Raw genomic sequence first — 20,850 nt, 5'->3', positions numbered from 1 at the left:
GAGGAGCAGAACCGTGTCAGAGAACACACCCCAGTACGTCATCGCCATCGACCAGGGCACTACCAGCAGCCGGGCAATCGTCTTCGACCACGACGGCAACATCGTCTCCGTGGGCCAGCTCGAGCACGAGCAGATCTTCCCGCGCCCCGGCTGGGTCGAACACGACCCTGAGGAGATCTGGACCAACGTCCGCGAGGTCGTCGGCACCGCCCTGTCCAAGGCGAACCTCACCCGCCACGACATTGCCGCCGTCGGCATCACCAACCAGCGCGAAACCGCGGTGGTCTGGGACCGGACCACCGGCAAGCCGGTGTACAACGCCATCGTCTGGCAGGACACCCGCACCCAGCCGATGGTCAACGAGCTGGCGGCCGAGGGCGGCCTGGACCGGTTCAAGGACAAGACCGGGCTGCCGCTGGCGACCTACTTCTCCGGTACCAAGATCAAGTGGATCCTCGACAACGTCGAGGGCGCCCGTGAGAAGGCCGAGCGGGGAGACCTGCTGTTCGGCAACACCGATTCCTGGGTGATCTGGAACCTGACCGGCGGCACCAACGGGGGAGTGCACGTCACCGACGTCACCAACGCCTCCCGAACCCTGTTCATGGACCTCGAGACGCTGCAGTGGGACGACGAGATCCTCGGGATCTTCGGCGTGCCGCGGTCGATGATGCCCGAGATCAAGTCCTCCTCCGAGGTCTACGGCACCGTCGCCGGTTCGCAGCTGCTGCGCGAGACGCCGGTCGCCGGCATCCTGGGCGACCAGCAGGCCGCCACCTTCGGCCAGGCGGCGTTCGGCAAGGGCGCAGCCAAGAACACCTACGGCACCGGCTGCTTCCTGATCTTCAACACCGGCGAAGAGATCGTGAAGTCCGAGAACGGACTGATCACCACCGTCGCGTACAAGCTGGGCGACGCCGCCCCGGTCTACGCGCTGGAGGGATCCATCGCCGTGACCGGCTCGCTGGTGCAGTGGCTGCGCGACAACCTCGGCATGATCAACAGCGCACCGGAAATCGAGGACCTGGCGAGCAAGGTCGAGGACAACGGCGGCGTGTACATCGTCCCCGCGTTCTCCGGCCTCTTCGCACCCTACTGGCGCTCCGACGCCCGCGGCGCGATCGTCGGCCTCACCCGGTTCGTCAACAGAAACCACATCGCCCGGGCCGCCCTGGAGGCCACCGCCTTCCAGACCCGCGAGGTGCTCGACGCCGTGAACGCAGACTCCGGCGTTCCGCTGACCGAGCTGCGGGTCGACGGCGGCATGGTCGCCAACGACGCGCTCATGCAGTTCCAGGCCGACATCCTCGGCGTGGACGTCGTGCGCCCGGAGGTCATTGAAACCACGTCCCTCGGCGCGGCGTACGCCGCAGGGCTTGCCGTCGGCTACTGGAACGACACCGAAGAGCTCGGCCGCAACTGGAACGAAGACAAGCGGTGGACGCCGCAGATGGACCAGGCCGAGCAGGACCGGCAGATGCGGCAGTGGAAGAAGGCCGTCACCAAGACCTTCGACTGGGTCGACGACGACGTGAAGTAGGGCCGCGGAGCAGGCGGCACCTGCAGACGGCGGGCCCCGGCGCATCAGCGCCGGGGCCCGCCGTGTTTCATTCCGGCCGCCCGCGTCATGTTCGTGCCGGTGCGGCGCGTTCCTTGACCCGGTTCGCGGACTGCCGGTAGCGTCTGCGCAGCGTCAACGGTGACGCGCATCACAGAAGTGGAACCACGTGCACCTCCCAACTGCATCCCTGCCGGTGGCCGTCATCGGCGCCGGTCCCTCCGGCCTGGCCGCCATGCGCAGCCTCGACCGGCGCGGCCTGGCCTTCACGGGCTTCGAAAAGCACACCGACGTCGGCGGCCTGTGGAACATCGGGAACCCGGCCAGCACGGTCTACGAATCCGCGCATCTGATCTCCTCGCGCACCACCACGGAGTTCACGGAATTCCCGATGCCCGACGGCACACCCGACTATCCCGGACACCGCCACCTGCACCGCTACTTCCACAGCTACGCCGAGACGTTCCGGCTCCGGGAGCGGATCCGTTTCTCGGCCGAGGTGCTCTCCGCCCTCCCCGACGCCGACGGCGGCTGGCAGCTGACCTGGCGTGACCACGGCGGTGAGCACACCGAACGGTTCCGCGCCGTCGTCGCCGCCTCCGGAACCCTGCACGAACCGGCGCTGCCCGCCTTCGCCGGCAGCTTCGACGGCGACATCCGGCACGCCGCGGGGTACCGGTCCGGCACCGAACTGGCCGGCAAGCGCGTCCTGATCGTCGGGGCCGGCAACAGCGGCTGCGACATCGCCGTCGACGCAGTGCACCACGCCGCGGCCGTGGACATCAGTGTCCGGCGCGGCTACTACTTCGTGCCCAAGTACGTCTTCGGCCGGCCCACCGACACCCTGAACCAGGGGCGGCCGCTGCCCCGCCCGCTCAAGCAGTTCCTGGACAAGCGGCTGCTGCGCCTGTTCACGGGCGACCCCGCACGCTTCGGCTTCCCCAAGCCGGACTACCGCATCTACGAATCCCACCCGGTGGTCAATTCATTGATCCTCCAGCACCTGGGCCAGGGGGACCTGCGGGTGCGCGCCGACGTCGCACGCCTCGACGGATCCACCGTGCACTTCACCGACGGCGGCAGCGGCGACTACGACCTGATCCTCTGCGCCACCGGCTACCGGCTGCACTATCCGTACCTGGACTCCAAGCTGCTGGACTGGCGGGGCGCTTCGCCGCAGCTGTACCTGAACATCTTCAGCCGCTCCGCGCCCGGCCTGTTCGTGGTCGGCATGGTCGAGGCCTCCGGGCTGGGCTGGCAGGGCCGGGCCGCCCAGGCGGACCTGGTGGCCGCCTACCTCGCCGCGCAGGACGCCGAGCCGGCGGCCGCCGCCGACTTCAGCCGGCGGCTCGCCGGACCCGGCCCCGACGTCACCGGCGGCTACCGCTACCTCGGCCTCGACCGCATGAGCTACTACGTGAACAAGGACGCCTACCGCGCCGAGCTGGCCCGGCACCAGGACCTCCTGGACGAGTCCCGGGAGCACGCCGATGCCCATTGATTCCGTGGTCCTGAGCTTCAGCCCGCTGTCGCTGGTGGTGCTGAACGTCGTCCTGGGCATCATCATCCTGGGCATCGCGCTTGAGGTGAGGGCGGAGGACTTCCGCCAGGTGATCCGCCAGCCGCGCGCCATGGTGCTGGGCGTCTGCGCCCAGTACCTGCTGCTTCCCGCCGTGACCGTCGGCCTGGCCCTGGCCGTACGCCCGCCGGACTCCGTGGCGCTGGGCATGATCCTGGTGGCCTGCTGCCCGCCCGGCGGGATCTCCAACGTGCTCACCTACCGGGCCCGGGGCAACGTGGCGCTGTCGGCCTCCATGACCGCCGTATCCAACCTGGTGGCCATCGCCGTGATGCCGCTGAACGTGGCCTTCTGGGCCTCGCTGCTGCCGGGCACCGCGGCCCTGCTGCGCGACTTCGAACTCGACCGGTGGGAGCTGCTGGTCCAGGTGCTGCTGATCATCGGGCTGCCGTTCGCCCTCGGCATGCCGCTGGCCCGCCGCTTTCCGGACCTCGTGGTCCGCCTGCGCCCGTGGGTCCAGCGCATCGGGATGGTCGCCCTGCTCGCCTTCATCATCGCCGGCACCGCCTCCAACCTCCCGGCCCTCGGCGAACACTTCGGCATCATCTTCCTGGTGGTGCTGCTGCACGACGCCGTGGCCCTGGCCGTCGGCTACTTCGCCGCGGCCCTGGTCCGGCTGCCCGAGGACAGCCGCCGCGCCGTGACGTTCGAGGTGGGGGCCCGCAACACCGGACTCGGCCTGGGCATCACGCTCACGTTCTTCGCCGGGCTGGGCGGGATGGCGATGGTCACCGCCTGGTGGGGCATCTGGGACATCATCGCCGGGCTCGTGCTCGCCTCGCTCTGGCGGCGGCGCCGGCCCGCCGGCACCGAAGCGGCGGAGCCCGCCGCAGCGGAGCCGGGAAGCGCGAATCCCGGCACATCGGGAAGCACAGGGGAGAGGGCATGATGAGCAACGGACGCCGGATCTGCGTCACCGGAGGCAACGGGTTCCTCGGCAGCGCGGTGATCGCCCGGCTGGCGGCTTCCGCCGGCGTCGACCACATCCTCAGCCTGGACCTGCGCCCGCCGGCCGATGAACGGCGCCTGGCCGGCGTCGCCTACGCGGCCGCCGACGTCTGCGACCCGCAGGTCGGCGCCATCCTCGCCGAGCACCGGATCGACACGGTCGTCCACCTGGCGGCCATCGTCAACCCCGGCAAAAACACCAGCCGTGAACAGGAGTACCGGGTCGACGTCGGCGGAACCGCCAACGTCCTGGCCGGGTGTGTCGCAGCCGGCGTCGGGCGCATCATCGTCTCCTCGTCCGGCGCGGCCTACGGCTACCATCCGGACAACCCGGTGCCGCTGCGCGAGACGGACCCGCTGCGCGGCAACGACGAATTCGCCTACAGCCGGCACAAGCGCCTGGTCGAGGAGGAGCTTGCCCGGTACCGCGCTGCACACCCGGAGCTGGAGCAGACGGTCTTCCGGATCGGCACCATCCTGGGCACCGGCGTGCGGAACCAGATCACCGCCCTGTTCGACGCACCCCGGCTGCTGAAGGTCGCCGGCAGCGACTCGCCCTTCGTCTTCATCTGGGACGAAGACGTCGCCGCGTGCATGGTGCGCGCCGCGGTCGAAGGCATCAGCGGCACCTACAACGTCGCCGGCGACGGGTGGCTCGGCGTCGACGAACTGGCCAGGCTGCTGGGCAAACGCACCGTCACCGTTCCGCCGCGCCTGCTCGGCACGGCCCTGCGGATCGGCCGGCGGCTCGGCCTGACCGTCCACGGGCCCGAGCAGGTGCGGTTCCTGCGCTGGCGGCCGGTTCTGGACAACACCGCGCTCAAGGAACAGTTTGGCTACATACCCCGCTACACGTCCCGCGAGGCCTTCCTGGCCTTCCGCGACGCCCGCCGGTCATCCCCGCCCGCCACCGGCCAGGCTGCGGTACAGTGGAAAGATGACCGCACTGCTTCTCCTTAGCTAGCCGCGCACGTTCCGTGCGCGGCCGCCCCTTGCTCAGTCGAGGGGCTTTTGTGTGTCTGGGGAGGCCCGGCAACGCCCCGAGAGGGCGGCGCCGGTGCGCCAGGAGCGGTACCTGAGGATTTTCATAGAGGACAAGGGCGAAGCAACAGTGAGCACGCAGTCACGAACTGAGCAGTCGGAAGAAGCCGCATACAGCTTTGCGGCCATGGAGCGGAAGTGGCCGGCCGTCTGGGACGAGCTTGAGGTCTTCAAGCCCGCCGACGACGGTTCGCGCGAGCGCCGCTACGTCCTGGACATGTTCCCCTACCCGTCCGGGGACCTGCACATGGGCCACGCGGAGGCCTTCGCCATGGGCGACGTCGTTGCCCGCTACTGGCGTCAGCGCGGCTTCGACGTGCTGCACCCGATCGGCTGGGACTCCTTCGGCCTGCCCGCCGAGAACGCGGCCATCAAGCGCAACGCCCACCCCAGCGAGTGGACCTACCGCAATATTGACACCCAGGCGGCCTCGTTCAAGCGGTACGCGATCTCAGCCGACTGGTCCCGCCGGCTGCACACCTCCGACCCGGAGTACTACCGCTGGACCCAGTGGCTGTTCAAGCGCTTCTACGAGCGGGGCCTGGCCTACCGCAAGGACTCGCCGGTCAACTGGTGCCCGAAGGACCAGACCGTGCTGGCCAATGAGCAGGTGGTCAACGGGGCCTGCGAACGCTGCGGCACCCAGGTCACCAAGAAGTCCCTGAACCAGTGGTACTTCAAGATCACCGACTACGCGGACCGTCTGCTGGACGACATGGCCGCGCTGGAGGGCCGCTGGCCCGAGCGCGTGCTGGCCATGCAGCGCAACTGGATCGGCCGCTCCGAGGGCGCCCACGTCCGCTTCGTCATCGGCGCCGCGGGCGGCCGGGAGGAGCAGCAGGTCACCGTCTTCACAACCCGCCCGGACACCCTGGCCGGCGCCACCTTCTTCGTGGTGGCCGCCGACGCGCAGCTGGCCCTGGACCTGGTCACCGACGAACGCCGCGAGGAGCTGCTGGCCTACCGCGAGCAGGTCAAGACCCTCTCCGAGATCGAACGCCAGTCCACCGAACGCCCGAAGACCGGCGTCTTTACGGGCCGGTACGCGATCAACCCGCTCAACGGGGAGAAGCTGCCGGTCTGGGCCGCCGACTACGTGCTGGCCGACTACGGCACCGGTGCCATCATGGCCGTGCCCGCCCATGACCAGCGCGACCTGGACTTCGCCAAGGCCTTCGACCTGCCCGTCCGGGCCGTGCTCGACACCGGCGAGGAAGACCCCGCCGTCAGCGGCACCGCCACCGCCGGTGAAGGCACCCTGATCAACTCGGGCGAGCTGGACGGCCTCACCAAGGCCGAAGCCATTCCCGCGGCGATCGCCATGCTGGAACGCCAGGGCACCGGCGAGAAGTTCGTCAACTTCCGCCTGCGTGACTGGCTGGTCTCCCGCCAGCGGTTCTGGGGCGCCCCGATCCCGATCATCCACTGCCCCGACTGCGGCGAGGTCCCGGTGCCGGACGACCAGCTGCCCGTGCGGCTGCCGGACAACCTGCGCGGCGAGGCGCTGGCTCCGAAGGGCACCAGCCCGTTGGCCTCCGCCGAGGACTGGGTCAACGTCTCCTGCCCGTCCTGCTCCGGCCCGGCCCGGCGCGACACCGACACCATGGACACCTTCGTGGACTCGTCCTGGTACTTCATGCGCTTCGTCTCCCCGCACTACACCGAGGGGCCCTTCGACATCGAAGAAGCCCGCAAGTGGATGCCGGTGGACCAGTACGTGGGCGGCGTGGAGCACGCCATCCTGCACCTGCTCTACTCGCGGTTCTTCACCAAGGTGCTGCACGACATGGGCCTGCTGGAGGCCACCGAACCCTTCAGCCGGCTGCTGAACCAGGGCCAGGTGCTCAACGGCGGCAAGGCCATGTCCAAGTCCCTGGGCAACGGCGTGGACCTGGGCGAACAGCTGGACAAGTACGGCGTCGACGCCGTGCGGCTGACCATGATCTTTGCCTCCCCGCCGGAGGACGACGTCGACTGGGCCGACGTCTCGCCGTCGGGCTCGGCGAAGTTCCTCGCCCGCGCCTGGCGCCTGGGCCAGGACGTGACCAGCGAACCCGGCGTCGACTACGCGGCCGGTGACCGCAAGCTGCGCTCCGTGGTCCACCGCACCGTGGCAGACGCCGCCGAACTGCTGGACGGCGGCAAGTTCAACGTCGTCATCGCCCGCCTGATGGAGCTGGTCAACGCCACCCGCAAGGCCATCGACGGCGGCGTCGGCGGTGCGGATCCCGCCGTCCGCGAGGCGGCGGAAGCCGTGGCGATCATCCTCAGCCTGTTCGCCCCGTACACCGCCGAGGACCTGTGGAACGCGCTGGGCCGTCCGGCATCCGTCGCCAACGCCGGCTGGCCCGAGGTGGATCCTGCGCTGCTGGTGCAGGACACCGTCACCGCCGTCGTCCAGGTCAAGGGCAAGGTCCGGGACCGGCTGGAGGTCCCCGCCGGCATCAGCGAAGACGAACTGCGCGAGCTGGCCCTGGCCTCCGAGCAGGTGCAGCGCACCCTCGACGGCGCGGAGATCCGCACCGTCATCGTGAAGGCACCCAAGCTCGTCAACATCGTGCCGGCCTGATTCACCGACAATGGACTGGCGCGAACGGCTGACCTTCCCGCGAAGGTCCCGTGCGCGGGGCGCCGGAGCAGTTCCGGCGCCCCGCGTCGCCGTCGTGACCGATTCCTCCTGCGCGCTGCCGGACGGGTGGGCGCCGACCCCGGCCCTTGCCCGGCTGGTGCGGATCGTCCCGATGCCGGTGACCATCGGCGAGCAGGTGCTTTCCGAGGGCAGCGACGACGCGACGCCGGCCCTCGCGCTGGCCCTCGCGCAGGGCTCGCCCGTGCAGACCTCCCGGCCTGCGCCGGGACGGTTCGAAGCCGCCTATCGGCAGCTGGCCGATGAAGGCTTCGACGCGGTGGTCTCACTGCACCTCTCGGCGCGCCTGTCCGGGACCGCCGACGCCGCGCGCCTGGCGGCGCGGCTGGTGGACATCCCCGTCACGGTGGTCGATACCGCCAGCGTGGCCATGGGCCTCGGCTTCGCGGTCCGCGAAGCGGCTCTGGCGGCGGCGGCGGGCGGCACCGCCGTGGACATCGCGGAAGCTGCCGGGCTGACCGCCGGCAGCTGCCGCATCCTGTTCTACGTTCCCAGCCTTGAACAGCTGCGCCGCGGCGGGCGGATCGGAGCGGCCGCCGGCTGGCTCGGCACGCTCCTTGCGGTCAAGCCGATCCTGACCATCCGGGACGGCGCCGTGGTCCCGCTGGAACGGATCCGCACCGCGCCCCGGGCCCTGGCCCGGCTGCAGGAACTCGTCGTGGCCGACATCCGCGGACGGTCCGGAGGGGTCCAGGCAGCCGTGCACCACTTCGGCAACGAGCCGGAGGCGGACCGGCTGGCGGCAGCCCTGCGCGCCGCCGCGCCGGGAACCGAGGTGCTCTCGTCCCGGCTGCCGGCCGTGCTTGCCGCACACGCGGGACTCGGCGTGCTGGCCGTCGTCGTGGCCGATGGAGCCAAGGGCGGGGCAGGCCGGACCGGGCGGAGCGGGGCCGACACCCCCGCCGGCGGCGGCGCCTCCTAGCGAGGCTGCTCCTCCACAGCAGGCACGCGGGCCCGGGCAACGCGTCCGGACACCCACATCCCGAACAGCCCGCCGGGGACAAGACGGCTCTCCGGCCTACCGTCGCCTCCATGCACGAACTGCCCCGAACGCAGCCGGATCCACCCCCGCCGACGCCGTCTCCACAGTCCTCGGCCGGAACGCCAGGCCGGGCAGCGCACCGCTGGCCGACGGAGACGGAGGCTCCCCGGCGCCGCTGGGGCATCCCGCTGCGTGCCGCCGTCCTGGCCCTGATCCTGGTCGCCGGCTTCGTGCTCGGCCGGAGCCTGCTGGCCGAACCGGCAGCACGGGAGGTTGCCTCGGTGGAGCTGTCGGCCGACGCCGCGCCCGGGCCGGCAGCGGGCACAGCCTCGGCCGGCTCTGCATCGGACGCACCGGACGCAACGGCCGCTCCGCACGACGGAGGGCGCGGCGGGACCGGGCGGGACCAGGCAGCCGCCGTCGAGGACTACGTCGTGCACGTCGCCGGTGCGGTGGCCAGCCCCGGCGTGGTGCGGGTTCCCGCCGGTGCCCGGGCTGCCGAGGCCGTGGCTGCAGCCGGCGGACTGACCGGTGACGCTCATCCCCAGGGCGTGAACCTGGCGGCCCCGCTGCAGGACGGCATGATGCTCCTCGTGCCGACCAGGGACCAGCCGCCCGGACCCCAGGTCCATCCGGCGCCGGATACCGGGAGTCCACCGTCCGGCGGGAGCGGCCCGGATACCGCAGCCGGTGATACGTCCGGCGGGCCGATCAACCTGAATACAGCGGACGCGGCGCGCCTGCAGGATCTTCCCCGGGTGGGGCCGGTGCTCGCCGAACGGATTATCCAGTGGCGCGCCGAGCACGGAGGGTTCGCCTCGGTGGAGGATCTGGACGCCGTACCCGGAATCGGGGAAGCGATGATGGCGGCCCTGCGGCCGCTGGTGACGGTGTAGGCCGTGCCGCGCCGGCCGGCCTGGAGCACCTACGCGGAGGCCGCCCGGCGGAATCCCTTCCTCCGCCCCGGAGGGGAGGACGCGCCTACGCAGCCGATGCCGCTGGGAGGACACTCCCACCGGACCGGAGGCCGGCGGGCGGTTGAACGGCTGCAGCCGGCGCTTCGACGCCTGCTGGGCGCGGATGCGGTGCCCGGGATTCCCCAGGCCGTTGTCGAACTGCGCCTGGTGCCGGTGGCAGCCGCCGCCTGGGCCGCGTCGTGGGTTGCGGTCCGGGCCGCACCGGATGCAGGTGCGGCCGCTGCCTGGACGCTGCTCGGGCTGGCGGCCGGCTGCCTTGCCGCGGGGCTGGTCCCTGCGCGCAGGAGCAGGGCCGGTCCGGCCGGCCGCGGGGCCGTTGCGGCGCGGCTGCTGCTTTCGCTGGCTGTTCCGCTGGGGCTGGCCGCCGCCGTCTTCGCCGCAGCGTCGGTGCAGGCCGCGGCCCGGGCACCGGAACGCCTGCGTTCGGCGGACGGTCCGGTGAGCGCCGTGGCGGAGCTGAGCATCGGCTCAGCACCCAGGCCCGCCGGAAGGGACCGGTTTTCGGACGAGCCGCGCTGGCTGCTCGAGGCGCGGGCCGAGCGGATCATCGTTGCCGGCGAGGTCTTCGAGGAGCAGGTGCCGCTGCTGGTAGGCGGCGGAGAGGAGCTGGCAGGCCTGCGCGAGGGCCAGCAGATCCGGGCGGTCGGGCAGCTGCGGCCCGGTGCCGCCGGTGCGCGTGAGGCCTTCATCCTGGAACTGGATGCTCCGCCCGGCGCGATCGGTGGCGCGGGGGAGAACCCGGTACCACGCGCCGGGGGAGGACCGGACGAGAACGCGATCCGGCCGGCCAGCGACAGCTCCGGCAGCGGCATCACACAGTGGGCGGAGGACGTGCGCTCCCGTTTCCACACCCGTGCCACCGGTCACGCGCCGTTCGGGGAGCGGGCAGCCGGGCTGCTGCCCGGGATGGTGCTGGGGGACCGCAGCAGCCTCGACCCGGTACTGGAACAACAGATGAAGGACACAGGGCTGACCCACCTCACTGCGGTGTCCGGCAGCAACTGCGGCTATGTCCTCGCCGCAGGCTACCTGCTGGCCCGGCTGATACGCCTGCCCCGGGCGTTGGCGACCCTGGCCGCCCTGACGCTGCTGGCCGCCTTTACCCTTGTCGTGGGGCCCGACCCGAGCGTGCTGCGCGCCGCCGTCATGGGATCCCTCGGCGCCGTGGCCCTGCTGGCCGGCCGGGGCAGGGCGGTGCTGTCCCTGCTCTGCCTCGCAGTCGCCGTCCTGCTCGTCGCTGACCCGTGGCTGGGGGAGGACTACGGCTTCATTCTGTCCGTCACGGCCACGGCATCATTGATCCTGCTGGGCCCGCGGATGGCCCGGTCGCTGTCGGCCCACATGCCCTATCCGGCGGCCGTGGTCCTTTCAGTGCCGCTGGCCGCGCAGCTCGGCTGCGCTCCCGTCCTGGTCCTGCTGCAGCCCGAGGTGCCGGTCTACTCGGTTGCGGCCAACCTGCTGGCCGGGCCGGCGGTACCGGTGGTCACTCTGGCGGGCATGGCCGGCCTCGTCCTGGCGCCCCTGCCGCTGCTGCCCGACCTGCTGCTCGGCGTCGCCTCGGCCGCGGCGGCCTGGGTGGCGGCGGTGGCCGGGGTCCTGGCCGCCGCACCCGGGGCCCTGCTGCCCTGGCCGGGCGGCGCCCCGGGCGCGCTGCTGATGGCAGCGGCAAGCGCGGGTGCAACAGCCCTCCTGATGATGGTGGGCCGACGCCCGGCGCCGGCGGCGGGGGCAGGGGCCGGACCCCGCCTGACCGCGCCCGGCCGTCCGTCTGCCCGGTCCGCTGCACGCACCCGTTTTGGGAGCCTCGTGCAGTCAGGCGCCGTGCTGCTGGCGGGAATTCTCGCCGCGGCCATGCCCACGCCGTGGCCCGGGGACCCAGCAGGGGCCGTACCCGGGGACTGGGTGGCCGCGGCCTGCGACGTCGGCCAGGGAGACGCCGTCGTCCTGCGCAGCGGACCCGATGCCGCTGTCCTGGTCGATGCCGGCCCTGAACCGGAACCCGTGAACCGGTGCCTGGACCGCCTCGGCATCCGCCGGCTCGACCTGCTGGTGCTGACACACGGGCACGCAGACCATTACGGCGGCCTTGACGGCGCCCTTGACGGGCGGCCGGTGCAGCGCGTCCTCTGGTCCTCCGCCGACGGGACTCCGCCGGGAACCGTCAGCGGCCGGCCGGCTCCGCCAGAACTGGCGGTGCCGCCTGCCGCAGCGGGCGAGCAGGGCACGGCAGGGAGCGTGCGCTGGCAGGTTCTGTGGCCGCCGGCCGGGCAGGGCGGACCGGAGGAGAACGACGCCAGCCTGGTCCTGCTGGCGGAGCTGGACGCCGGCTCCGGCCCGGGCATCTCGATCCTGCTGACCGGAGACCTTGAAGAGGAGGCCGCCCGCCGGATGCTGGCCCGGCACCACGGCCTTTCCGACGGCGTCGACATCCTTAAAGTCGCGCACCACGGCGCGCGCAACGGGGGCACGGCGACCATCGACGCCGTGGACCCCGTCCTGGCACTGGTGTCGGTCGGAGCTGACAACACCTACGGGCATCCCGCCCCCGAAATCCTCGCCGGGCTGGCACGCGCCGGATCCCGGGTGGCGCGCACCGATGAGCTCGGCACGGTGGTCCTCGTGCCCGGCAGCGGAGAGGAACCGGGCTCCGCGCTTCGGGTGCTGGCGCTGGACTCCGGTTAAGCTTGGAGGGACCGGCACCCCGCCCGGCCAGGCGTCCGCCTTCGAAGCAAGTTCCAGGAGCGATGTACCCCGTGAGTCCGGCAGCCCCCTCCAAACGACGCCCCGCCGCGAAGACCGCCGGCCTTTCCTGGCGTGAGGTCGAGCCGGCCCCGGTCGTGCTGCTCACCGGGCCCGAGGACTATCTGGCGGGCCGGGCCATGGAACGCATCCGGCTCGCGCTGCGGCAGGAACGCCCGGAAACCGAGACCGTCCGGGTGGACGCTGCCGCCTACGCCGCCGGAGAGCTGACCCTCATGGCCAGTCCCTCCCTGTTCGGTGAAGCCAAGCTCATCGAGGTGCAGAACCTGGCCCAGATGAACGAGGACTTCCTGAAGGACATGCTGGCGTACCTGGGCGACACCGCCGAGGACACCACCGTGGTCCTGCACCACAGCGGAGGTAACCGCGGCAGGAAGCTGCTGGATCCCGTCAAGGCCTCGGGCGCCCCCGTGGTCGACTGCCAGCCCTTCAAGAAGGACAGCGACAAACTGGACTTCGTGCGGGGCGAGTTCAAGGCCGCCCGCCGGCGGATCGAACCGGCCGCCGCCACCGCGCTGGTAAACGCCGTCGGCTCCAAGCTGGCCGACCTGGCCGCGGCCTGCAGCCAGCTCATCAGCGACTCCAGCGGCGAAGTCACCGAGGAACTGGTCGAGCGGTACTACGGGGGCAGGGTGGAGGCCACGGCGTTCAAGGTGGCCGACGCCGCGCTGGCCGGACGCGGAGCCCAGGCCCTGACCATGCTCCGGCACGCCCTCGACACCGGTGTCGACCCGGTTCCCCTCGTGGCCGCCCTGGCCATGAAGCTCCGGTCCGTGGCACGCGTAGCAGGCCGGCAGGGATCCGCCGCCGCGCTGGCGAAGGAGTTCGGCATGGCGCCCTGGCAGGTGGACCAGGCGCGCCGCGAGGCCCAGCGCTGGGACGCCGAAGGCCTGATCCGCGCGGTGAAGGTACTCGCCGAAGCCGATGCCCAGGTCAAGGGCGCCGGCCGGGACCCCGTCTACGCCGTGGAACGCGCCGTCACCGTCATTGCCCTCGGCGGGCGCGGCTGAGCCAACGCCTGCACCCGCCGACGCCTGCACCCGGGGCAGGTCCGGACAGACGACAGGAGCCGGCCCCCAAGGGGACCGGCTCCTGTCGGTAAAGCTTTGTTTCGCTGCTGCTTAGAGCGCGTTGACCTTCTTGGAGATGGCCGACTTGCGGTTGGCAGCGTTGTTCTTGTGGATAACGCCCTTGCTGACGGCCTTGTCCAGCTTGCGGCTGGCGGTCCGCAGCGCTTCGGTGGCGGCATCCTTGTCGTTCGCCTTGAGAGCGCCCTCGACGGAGCGGATCGCAGTCTTCAGCTCGGACTTAACCGAGTTGTTGCGCTGGCGAGCCTTCTCGTTGGTGAGAATGCGCTTCTTCTGGGACTTGATATTTGCCACTTAGAGTCTTTCTTTGTAATGCGGACATGGTCGGTGAGGGAAGTTCAGGCCGGGCATTGACTGAGCGGCGTGGGGATACCGAATGGCGCCCGTCCTGAAGTGCCCGTCGACCTGCGCGGACACACAGCAGTAAATATTAGCAGAGTCCGCACCGTGGTGCGCCATTGGCGGCTGACCTTCCGCCGGCAGGGGGGGGGAGCGGCTGTGTCTTTCCGCCGGCAGGGGGGAGCGGCTGTGTCTTTCCGCCGGCGGGCAGCGGCCGGGCCGTCCCGGCTAGCCGCGCCTGCGGGCCAGGGTATCGGCGACCCGGGCAAACATGGCTTCGTCCAGGACGGCGCCGTCGCGGCGGATGTCTTCGGGGCGTATCCGCAGCACCCGATCCACCCTGACCTCGCTGGGCCTGCCCTGGCGGTCCCAGGCACCCGAGCCGACGTCGACATAATCGGGGTCGGTGCGTCGGGCGTTGCTGCGGTCCCGGGTGGTCATCATCAACGCCAGCAGGTGCTCCCCGCTGCGCCCGATCAGCAGGACCGGCCGGTCCTTGCCCTGCGTGGGGTCCTCCTCATAGGGCACCCAGGTCCAGACCACCTCGCCGGGATCGGGGAGCCCGTCCGGGTGCGGGCTGTAGACCGGGCGGACCGTGCCCCGGTAATCCCCGGGGTAGCCGGCGGTGTCTCCGTGCCCGACCCCGGCGCCGGCCGTGCCCGACCCGGGCGCGCGGGAGCCCGCACGCGGGGGAGCGGGCCGCAGGCCGGCTGGATGCCGGGGACCGGGCGCAGCTGCGCCGCGGCGGGACCCCGACCGCGGAGGCGCCTCCTGCGGCGCGGAACCGAGCAGGCGGACAGCGGACCGGGCGAGGGAAAGGAGCGAGCGGGCGTTAAAGCGCATGGCTCCACGCTAGCGGGTCGACGCCGGGCGCCGCCGGGTGATGCCGGGCGGGCGGCAGGCCGGCAGCGGGACGACGCCGGCCGGAGCCGCGGGCGGCCCTGCGGGTTCCTGTCCGGGGCCGCAAACGTGGGACACTGTTAATTCAGTATGCCCACCATCGGGTCGACCCCTGCCGGGTGGATCCGGACACCAAGCCCGTTGCGCCCGTCGCCGGTCCTCCGGCCGCCGGCGTCAACACAGTAAAGGAACCGCCCAGTGTCACCTCTGGCCCGCTTCTCACCGGTGCCTGCCGCGACGGATCCGGCGATCATTCGCAACTTCTGCATCATCGCCCACATCGACCACGGCAAGTCCACCCTGGCCGACCGCATGCTCCAGCTGACCGGCGTCGTCCAGCCCCGGGACATGAAGGCCCAGTACCTGGACCGCATGGACATCGAGCGTGAGCGCGGCATCACGATCAAGTCCCAGGCCGTGCGCATGCCGTGGGAACTCGACGGCGAGTCCTACGCGCTGAACATGATCGACACCCCGGGGCACGTTGACTTCACCTACGAGGTGTCCCGGTCCCTGGCCGCCTGCGAGGGTGCGATCCTGCTGGTCGACGCCGCCCAGGGCATCGAGGCGCAGACGCTGGCCAACCTGTACCTGGCCATGGAGAACGACCTGACCATCATCCCGGTGCTGAACAAGATCGACCTGCCGGCCGCCCAGCCGGAGAAGTACGCCGAGGAGCTGGCGAACCTCATCGGCGGCGACCCGGCGGACGTGCTGAAGGTCTCGGGCAAGACCGGCATGGGCGTCGAGGCCCTGCTGGACAAGATCGTCGCCGAAATCCCCGCTCCCGTCGGTGATGCCAACGCACCGGCCCGGGCCATGATCTTCGACTCCGTCTATGACACCTACCGCGGCGTGGTCACCTACGTCCGCGTGGTGGACGGCAAGCTCTCGCCGCGCGAACGCGTGCAGATGATGTCCACCCGCGCCAGCCACGAACTCCTGGAGATCGGCGTCAGCTCGCCCGAACCCACCCCGTCCAAGGGCCTGGGCGTCGGCGAGGTCGGCTACCTCATCACCGGCGTGAAGGACGTCCGGCTCTCCAAGGTCGGCGACACCGTCACCAACCTGGCCAAGCCGGCCGCCGAGTCCCTGCCCGGCTACGCGGATCCCAAGCCCATGGTCTTCTCCGGCCTGTACCCCATCGACGGCGCCGACTATCCGGTGCTGCGCGATGCGCTGGAAAAGCTGATGCTCAACGACGCCGCGCTGGTGTACGAGCCGGAAACGTCGGCGGCGCTGGGCTTCGGCTTCCGCGTGGGCTTCCTGGGCCTGCTGCACCTGGAAATCACCCGTGAACGCCTCGAACGCGAATACAACCTGGACCTGATCTCCACCGCACCCAACGTCGAGTACGAGGTCACGCTGGAGGACAACAAGGTGGTCACGGTGACCAACCCCAGCGAGTACCCCTCAGGCAAGATCAAAGAGGTCCGCGAACCGATGGTCTCGGCCACGATCCTGGCGCCGAGCGAGTTCGTCGGCGCCATCATGGAGCTGTGCCAGTCCCGCCGCGGCGTCCTGGGCGGCATGGACTACCTCTCCGAGGACCGGGTGGAAATCCGGTACCGCCTGCCGCTGGCCGAGATCGTGTTCGACTTCTTCGATGTGCTCAAGTCCAAGACCCGCGGCTACGCCTCGCTGGACTGGAAGGCCGACGGCGAGCAGGTGGCCGACCTGGTCAAGGTCGACATCCTGCTCCAGGGCGAGCAGGTGGACGCCTTCAGCTCCATCACGCACAAGGACAAGGCCTACAGCTACGGCGTGATGATGACCGGCAAGCTGCGCGAGCTGATCCCGCGGCAGCAGTTCGAGGTCCCCATCCAGGCCGCCATCGGCTCGCGCATCATTGCCCGCGAATCCATCCGCGCCATCCGCAAGGACGTGCTGGCCAAGTGCTACGGCGGCGACATCTCCCGTAAGCGCAAGCTGCTGGAGAAGCAGAAGGAGGGCAAGAAGCGCATGAAGATGGTCGGCCGCGTGGAGGTGCCCCAGGAGGCCTTCGTGGCCGCCCTGTCCTCCGACGAATCCGCCGCGAAGGACAAAGCCAAGAAGTGACACCCAGCGCTCTTCCCCTGGGTGATCCGGCACCGTCGGACGGCCTGCTTCCGGCTCAGGCCGCCGACGGCGCCGCGGAGCGCGGGTTCGGCCTCTACGTCCACATCCCGTTCTGCGCGGTGCGCTGCGGCTACTGCGACTTCAACACCTACACCGCCCGCGAGCTCGGCGGCGGGGCGTCGCAGGATGAATACGGCGGCACCGCGCAGCAGGAGGTCGCCTTCGCGGCCCGTGCGCTGCGCGGCTCCGGCGTGCCGGACCGGCAGCTCGGAACGGTGTTCTTCGGCGGCGGCACGCCCACCCTGCTGCCGGCCCGGGACCTCGCGGACATTCTCGGGGCTGCCGTCGCCGAGTGGGGCCTGGCCCCCGGCGCGGAGGTCACCACCGAGGCCAACCCCGACTCGGTGACCCCGGAATCGCTGCGCCTGCTGGCCGACGCCGGTTTCACCCGGGTCTCCTTCGGCATGCAGTCCGCCGTGCCGCACGTGCTGAAGGTGCTGGACCGCACGCATAATCCGGCACGGGTGCCCGATGCGGTGCGCTGGGCCCGTGACGCGGGCCTGCACGTCAGCGTCGACCTGATCTACGGCACGCCGGGGGAGTCGATGGCGGACTGGCGGCGCTCCGTGGAGGAGGCGCTCAGCTACGAGCCGGACCACATCTCCGCCTACGCCCTGATCGTGGAGGACGGCACGCGCCTGGCCCGGCAGATCCGCCGCGGCGAGGTCCCGCCGGTGGATGACGACGACCACGCGGACAAGTACCAGCTGGCGGATGAACTGATGTCCGCCGCCGGGCTGCAGTGGTACGAGGTGAGCAACTGGGCGCGCACTCCGGCCGATGAGTGCCGGCACAACCTGGCGTACTGGCGCAGCGACGACTGGTGGGGCATCGGTCCCGGGGCCCACTCGCACATGGGCGGGGTGCGCTGGTGGAACGTGAAGCACCCGGCCGCCTATGCGGCGCGGCTGCAGTCCGGGCAGTCCCCTGCGGCGGGGCGGGAAACCCTGGACGAGGACACGCGGTACCTGGAGGACGTCATGCTCCGCGCCCGGCTGGCCGAAGGCCTTCCGGTGGCGTCCCTGCGCGGCTCGGGACGGCAGGCGGTGGCCGGGCTGATCGCCGACGGACTCGTGGAGCCCGCGGCGGCTTTTGCGGGAATCCTGCGGCTGACCCTGCGCGGGCGGCTGCTGGCCGACGCCGTGGTCCGCAGGCTGCTGCCGGACTAGGCCCGCACGGCGGGCCGGCGACGGGCTGGCCCTGGCCGGGGAAGCCGGCTGGGCCGGCGTCGGGCCGTCAGCGGATCCGGCGCAGGTTCCAGCGGTAACGGTGGGGCCGGCCGCGGTTGACTTCAATGCCGGCGCGGACCGAGGCGACGGCCACGAAGATCCAGATGGCCGCGTTCAGCACGGCGAACAGGCCGCCCACGCCGGGCAGGAACGCCAGCAGCCAGGCCACCAGCGCCAGGATGGTCGGCGGGAGGGTGAAGTTCAGCGCTTCCTTGGATTCCTGGGCCGTGAACGGGCCCCGGTCACGGAAGACCAGATAGATGACCAGGGAAGGGACAAAGCCCAGGATGCCGCCGAAATGGGCCAGGGTTGCCCACTGGCGGTCCTCCGAGGCAGTGAGCGGCAGAGCGTTCGCGGGCGCGCCCTGGTACTCCGGCCGTGTTCCCGCGCCGCGCTCGTCGGGCTGCCGGGGCGGGTGGTTGGGGCGTGTGTTGGACACGGTCTGCATTCCTCCGAGCTCGTGACGCCTTGGTTCAGTGCACGATGGTTCTGATCTTACAAGGGTACTGGCTGCCGGCCGGCCGGCTCACGCTCCCGGGGCGGTCAGGAAGTCGATGACCTCCTCGACCCGGCCCAGCAGCGACGGCTCCAGGTCGGCATAGGAGCGCACGCCGGCCAGGATCCGCTTCCAGCCCGCCGCGACGTCGGCGTGGTCGGCGTGCGGCCAGCCGAGGCCGCGGAGGATGCCGGTCTTCCAGTCCTGCCCGCGGGGAACCTCCGGCCAGGCGGCCAGGCCGAGCGCGGCGGGCTTGACCGCCTGCCACACGTCCACGTAGGGATGCCCGACGATCAGCACGTTGCCCGCCGCACCCTTGGACGCCATGACCCCGGCGGCGATCCGGGACTCCTTGGAGCCGGGCACCAGATGGTCCACCAGCACCCCCAGGCGGCGCTGCGGGCCGGGCTGGAAGTCGCGGACCGCGCCGGCCAGGTCGTCGATGCCGTGCAGGGGCTCGACGACGATGCCTTCGACCCGCAGATCATCGCCCCACACCTTCTCCACCAGCTCGGCGTCGTGCTTGCCTTCGACCCAGATGCGGCTGGCACGGGCCGTGCGGGCGCGCATCCCTTCGACCTTCACGGAGCCGGAGGCGGTCCGGGCGGGCCTGGCGGGGGCCTGCGCCTGCGTCGGCGGCACCACCTCCACCGGCTGCCCGTCCACCAGGAAGCCGAATCCGAGCTCGAACGAGCGGCGCTTGCCGTGCCGGTCCTCCAGCACCACCAGGTGCATGCCGCCGGATTTCTCCACCCGCACGACGGCGCCCACCCACCCGGTCTGCACGTCTTCGAGGACCAGGCCGGGGACGGCCTGTTCCTGCGGCAGCTTCCGGCGGGCCGGGGCGGCGAGGTCCTGTGGTCCCCATTGGGAATAGTCGGGCACGGGCGTCCTTCTGTCGCAGCGGTTCACGGAGCCTGCCGGCGCAGTCGCTTCCGGGCCCTTCCGGGCGGGGCGATTCAATGCTAGCAACGGGGCCGATTCATATTAGACTTAGCACTTGAAGACTGCGAGTGCTAAAGCAGCCGGCGGCCGGCCCACGGCCCCGCCGGCCCGAGCGGACGAAGGAGGTAACGCATGAGCGAGCCGCGCCGGCTCGAGGTGCTCCGGGCCATCGTCGAGGACTACGTCCATTCCCGGGAGCCCGTCGGTTCCAAGGCCCTCGTCGAGCGCCACCACCTCGGCGTTTCGTCCGCCACCATCCGCAACGACATGGCCGCCCTCGAGGAGGACGGGCTGATCGTCGCCCCGCACACCTCCGCCGGACGGATCCCCACCGACAAGGGCTACCGGCTCTTCGTCGACCGGATCTCCGACGTCAAGCCCCTCTCGGGAGCCGAGCGCAGGGCCATCCAGACACTGCTGGAAGGCGCCACCGACCTCGACGACGTCATGGACCGCACGGTGCGGCTGCTCGCCCAGCTCACCAGCCAGGTCGCCGTCGTGCAGTATCCGCACCTGGGCGACGCCAAGGTGCGGCACATCGAATTCGTGCTGCTGGCCCCCGCCCAGGTGCTCGTGGTGCTCATCTCCACGACCGGCCGGGTGGAGCAGCGGGTGCTTGCCGTGCCGGAGACCGCCGAACCCGACCTGCTGGACCTGCGGCGGCACTTCCTCACCGCCCTCGCCGGGGCGCCGCTGAACAGCCTCGCGGCCCCGCTCAACGAATGCCTGCACACCGTTCCCGAGCGGCTGCGCCGGACCGCCGCCGCCCTGGCCCGGTGCCTGGAGCAGCTGGCGGGCAACAACCGCGAGGACCGGATCGTCATGGCCGGCACCGCCAACCTGGCCCGCTCCACCGTGGACTTCCCGCTCAGCATCGGCCCGATCCTCGAAGCGCTCGAGGAACAGGTGGTCATGCTGCGGCTGCTCTCGGAAATGCAGCAGGACGCCCGCGGCGTGTCGGTCCGCATCGGCAGCGAGAATGAGCACGGGAGCCTGGCGGAGGCCTCCGTGGTGGCAACCGGCTACACACCGGACGCCTCGGCCAAGGTGGGCGTGCTCGGCCCCACCCGGATGGACTATCCCAACACCATGGCGGCGGTGCGCGCCGTCGCCCGCTATCTGTCCAGGATCCTGAACAACTAGGTTTTGAACAATCACAGCGTCCGTGCACACCATGGAGACCGGTCAGCACCACCCAGCCGACGTGCGGGTGCCGGCAGCCGCGCCGCATGGACGCGGGCTA

At 71.1% G+C, this 20,850-nt stretch carries 16 protein-coding genes; 12 read left to right on the top strand and 4 right to left on the bottom strand.

Annotated features, from left to right (window positions below; genetic code table 11):
- Positions 1–13: 13 nt before the first annotated feature.
- The 9 genes from glpK to holA all read left to right on the top strand — a co-directional run bounded on the left by glpK (position 14) and on the right by holA (position 13,502).
- Positions 14–1,540, top strand: coding sequence for a glycerol kinase GlpK (glpK, locus tag AC5RV6_RS09675; RefSeq protein WP_494007093.1), 1,527 nt, complete (start codon positions 14–16; stop codon positions 1,538–1,540).
- Positions 1,541–1,727: 187 nt separating this feature from the next.
- Complete coding sequence (locus tag AC5RV6_RS09670) at positions 1,728–3,059, top strand: flavin-containing monooxygenase (protein WP_494007092.1); 1,332 nt, start codon at positions 1,728–1,730, stop codon at positions 3,057–3,059.
- On the top strand, positions 3,049–4,026 hold the full coding sequence (locus tag AC5RV6_RS09665) for a bile acid:sodium symporter family protein (protein WP_494007091.1): 978 nt from the start codon (positions 3,049–3,051) through the stop codon (positions 4,024–4,026). The genes AC5RV6_RS09670 and AC5RV6_RS09665 overlap by 11 nt, the downstream gene beginning before the upstream one ends.
- Positions 4,023–5,045, top strand: coding sequence for an SDR family oxidoreductase (locus tag AC5RV6_RS09660; protein WP_494007090.1), 1,023 nt, complete (start codon positions 4,023–4,025; stop codon positions 5,043–5,045). The genes AC5RV6_RS09665 and AC5RV6_RS09660 overlap by 4 nt, the downstream gene beginning before the upstream one ends.
- A gap of 127 nt (positions 5,046–5,172) precedes the next feature.
- Positions 5,173–7,695: a leucine--tRNA ligase gene (gene leuS / locus AC5RV6_RS09655; RefSeq protein WP_494007392.1), complete on the top strand. Its 2,523-nt coding sequence runs from the start codon at positions 5,173–5,175 to the stop codon at positions 7,693–7,695.
- 10 nt (positions 7,696–7,705) lie between these two features.
- Positions 7,706–8,695, top strand: a complete 990-nt coding sequence (locus AC5RV6_RS09650) for a DegV family protein (protein ID WP_494007089.1) — start codon at positions 7,706–7,708, stop codon at positions 8,693–8,695.
- 110 nt (positions 8,696–8,805) lie between these two features.
- Entirely contained in the window at positions 8,806–9,651 is an 846-nt protein-coding gene (locus AC5RV6_RS09645) for a ComEA family DNA-binding protein (protein ID WP_494007088.1), read from the top strand.
- Positions 9,652–9,840: 189 nt separating this feature from the next.
- Complete coding sequence (locus AC5RV6_RS09640; RefSeq protein WP_494007087.1) at positions 9,841–12,414, top strand: ComEC/Rec2 family competence protein; 2,574 nt, start codon at positions 9,841–9,843, stop codon at positions 12,412–12,414.
- Between the two features lie 62 nt (positions 12,415–12,476).
- The gene (gene holA, locus AC5RV6_RS09635) at positions 12,477–13,502 is read left to right on the top strand and encodes a DNA polymerase III subunit delta (RefSeq protein ID WP_494007086.1); all 1,026 of its coding nucleotides are present in this window, start codon (positions 12,477–12,479) and stop codon (positions 13,500–13,502) included.
- A gap of 111 nt (positions 13,503–13,613) precedes the next feature.
- Here holA and rpsT read toward each other — a convergent pair whose 3' ends face one another.
- Both rpsT and AC5RV6_RS09625 read right to left on the bottom strand, forming a co-directional pair.
- Positions 13,614–13,874, bottom strand: coding sequence for a 30S ribosomal protein S20 (gene rpsT / locus AC5RV6_RS09630; RefSeq protein WP_494007085.1), 261 nt, complete (start codon positions 13,872–13,874; stop codon positions 13,614–13,616).
- Between the two features lie 273 nt (positions 13,875–14,147).
- On the bottom strand, positions 14,148–14,762 hold the full coding sequence (locus AC5RV6_RS09625; RefSeq protein ID WP_494007084.1) for a type II toxin-antitoxin system PemK/MazF family toxin: 615 nt from the start codon (positions 14,760–14,762) through the stop codon (positions 14,148–14,150).
- 255 nt (positions 14,763–15,017) lie between these two features.
- Between AC5RV6_RS09625 and lepA the strand changes: the two genes are divergently transcribed.
- Together lepA and hemW are read left to right on the top strand one after the other, a co-directional pair.
- Positions 15,018–16,877 carry a translation elongation factor 4 gene (gene lepA / locus AC5RV6_RS09620; protein WP_494007083.1) on the top strand — a complete coding sequence of 620 codons (1,860 nt, stop codon included), beginning with the start codon at positions 15,018–15,020 and terminating at the stop codon, positions 16,875–16,877.
- Entirely contained in the window at positions 16,874–18,106 is a 1,233-nt protein-coding gene (gene hemW / locus AC5RV6_RS09615) for a radical SAM family heme chaperone HemW (RefSeq protein ID WP_494007082.1), read from the top strand. Before lepA ends, hemW begins: the two co-directional genes overlap by 4 nt.
- A gap of 67 nt (positions 18,107–18,173) precedes the next feature.
- Here the strand turns inward: hemW and AC5RV6_RS09610 are convergent, their stop codons facing one another.
- Complete coding sequence (locus AC5RV6_RS09610) at positions 18,174–18,614, bottom strand: DUF4870 domain-containing protein (protein WP_494007081.1); 441 nt, start codon at positions 18,612–18,614, stop codon at positions 18,174–18,176.
- A gap of 78 nt (positions 18,615–18,692) precedes the next feature.
- Complete coding sequence (locus AC5RV6_RS09605; RefSeq protein ID WP_494007080.1) at positions 18,693–19,547, bottom strand: DUF3097 domain-containing protein; 855 nt, start codon at positions 19,545–19,547, stop codon at positions 18,693–18,695.
- A 192-nt stretch (positions 19,548–19,739) separates the two neighbouring features.
- Between AC5RV6_RS09605 and hrcA the strand changes: the two genes are divergently transcribed.
- A complete protein-coding gene (gene hrcA / locus AC5RV6_RS09600) occupies positions 19,740–20,750 on the top strand; it encodes a heat-inducible transcriptional repressor HrcA (protein WP_494007079.1) in 1,011 nt (336 codons plus the stop codon).
- Positions 20,751–20,850 lie beyond the last annotated feature (100 nt).

This window comes from Arthrobacter saudimassiliensis (assembly GCF_059090665.1).
The sequence above is the reverse complement of the archived record's forward strand: the minus strand, read 5'-3'. Positions and strand labels throughout refer to the sequence as shown.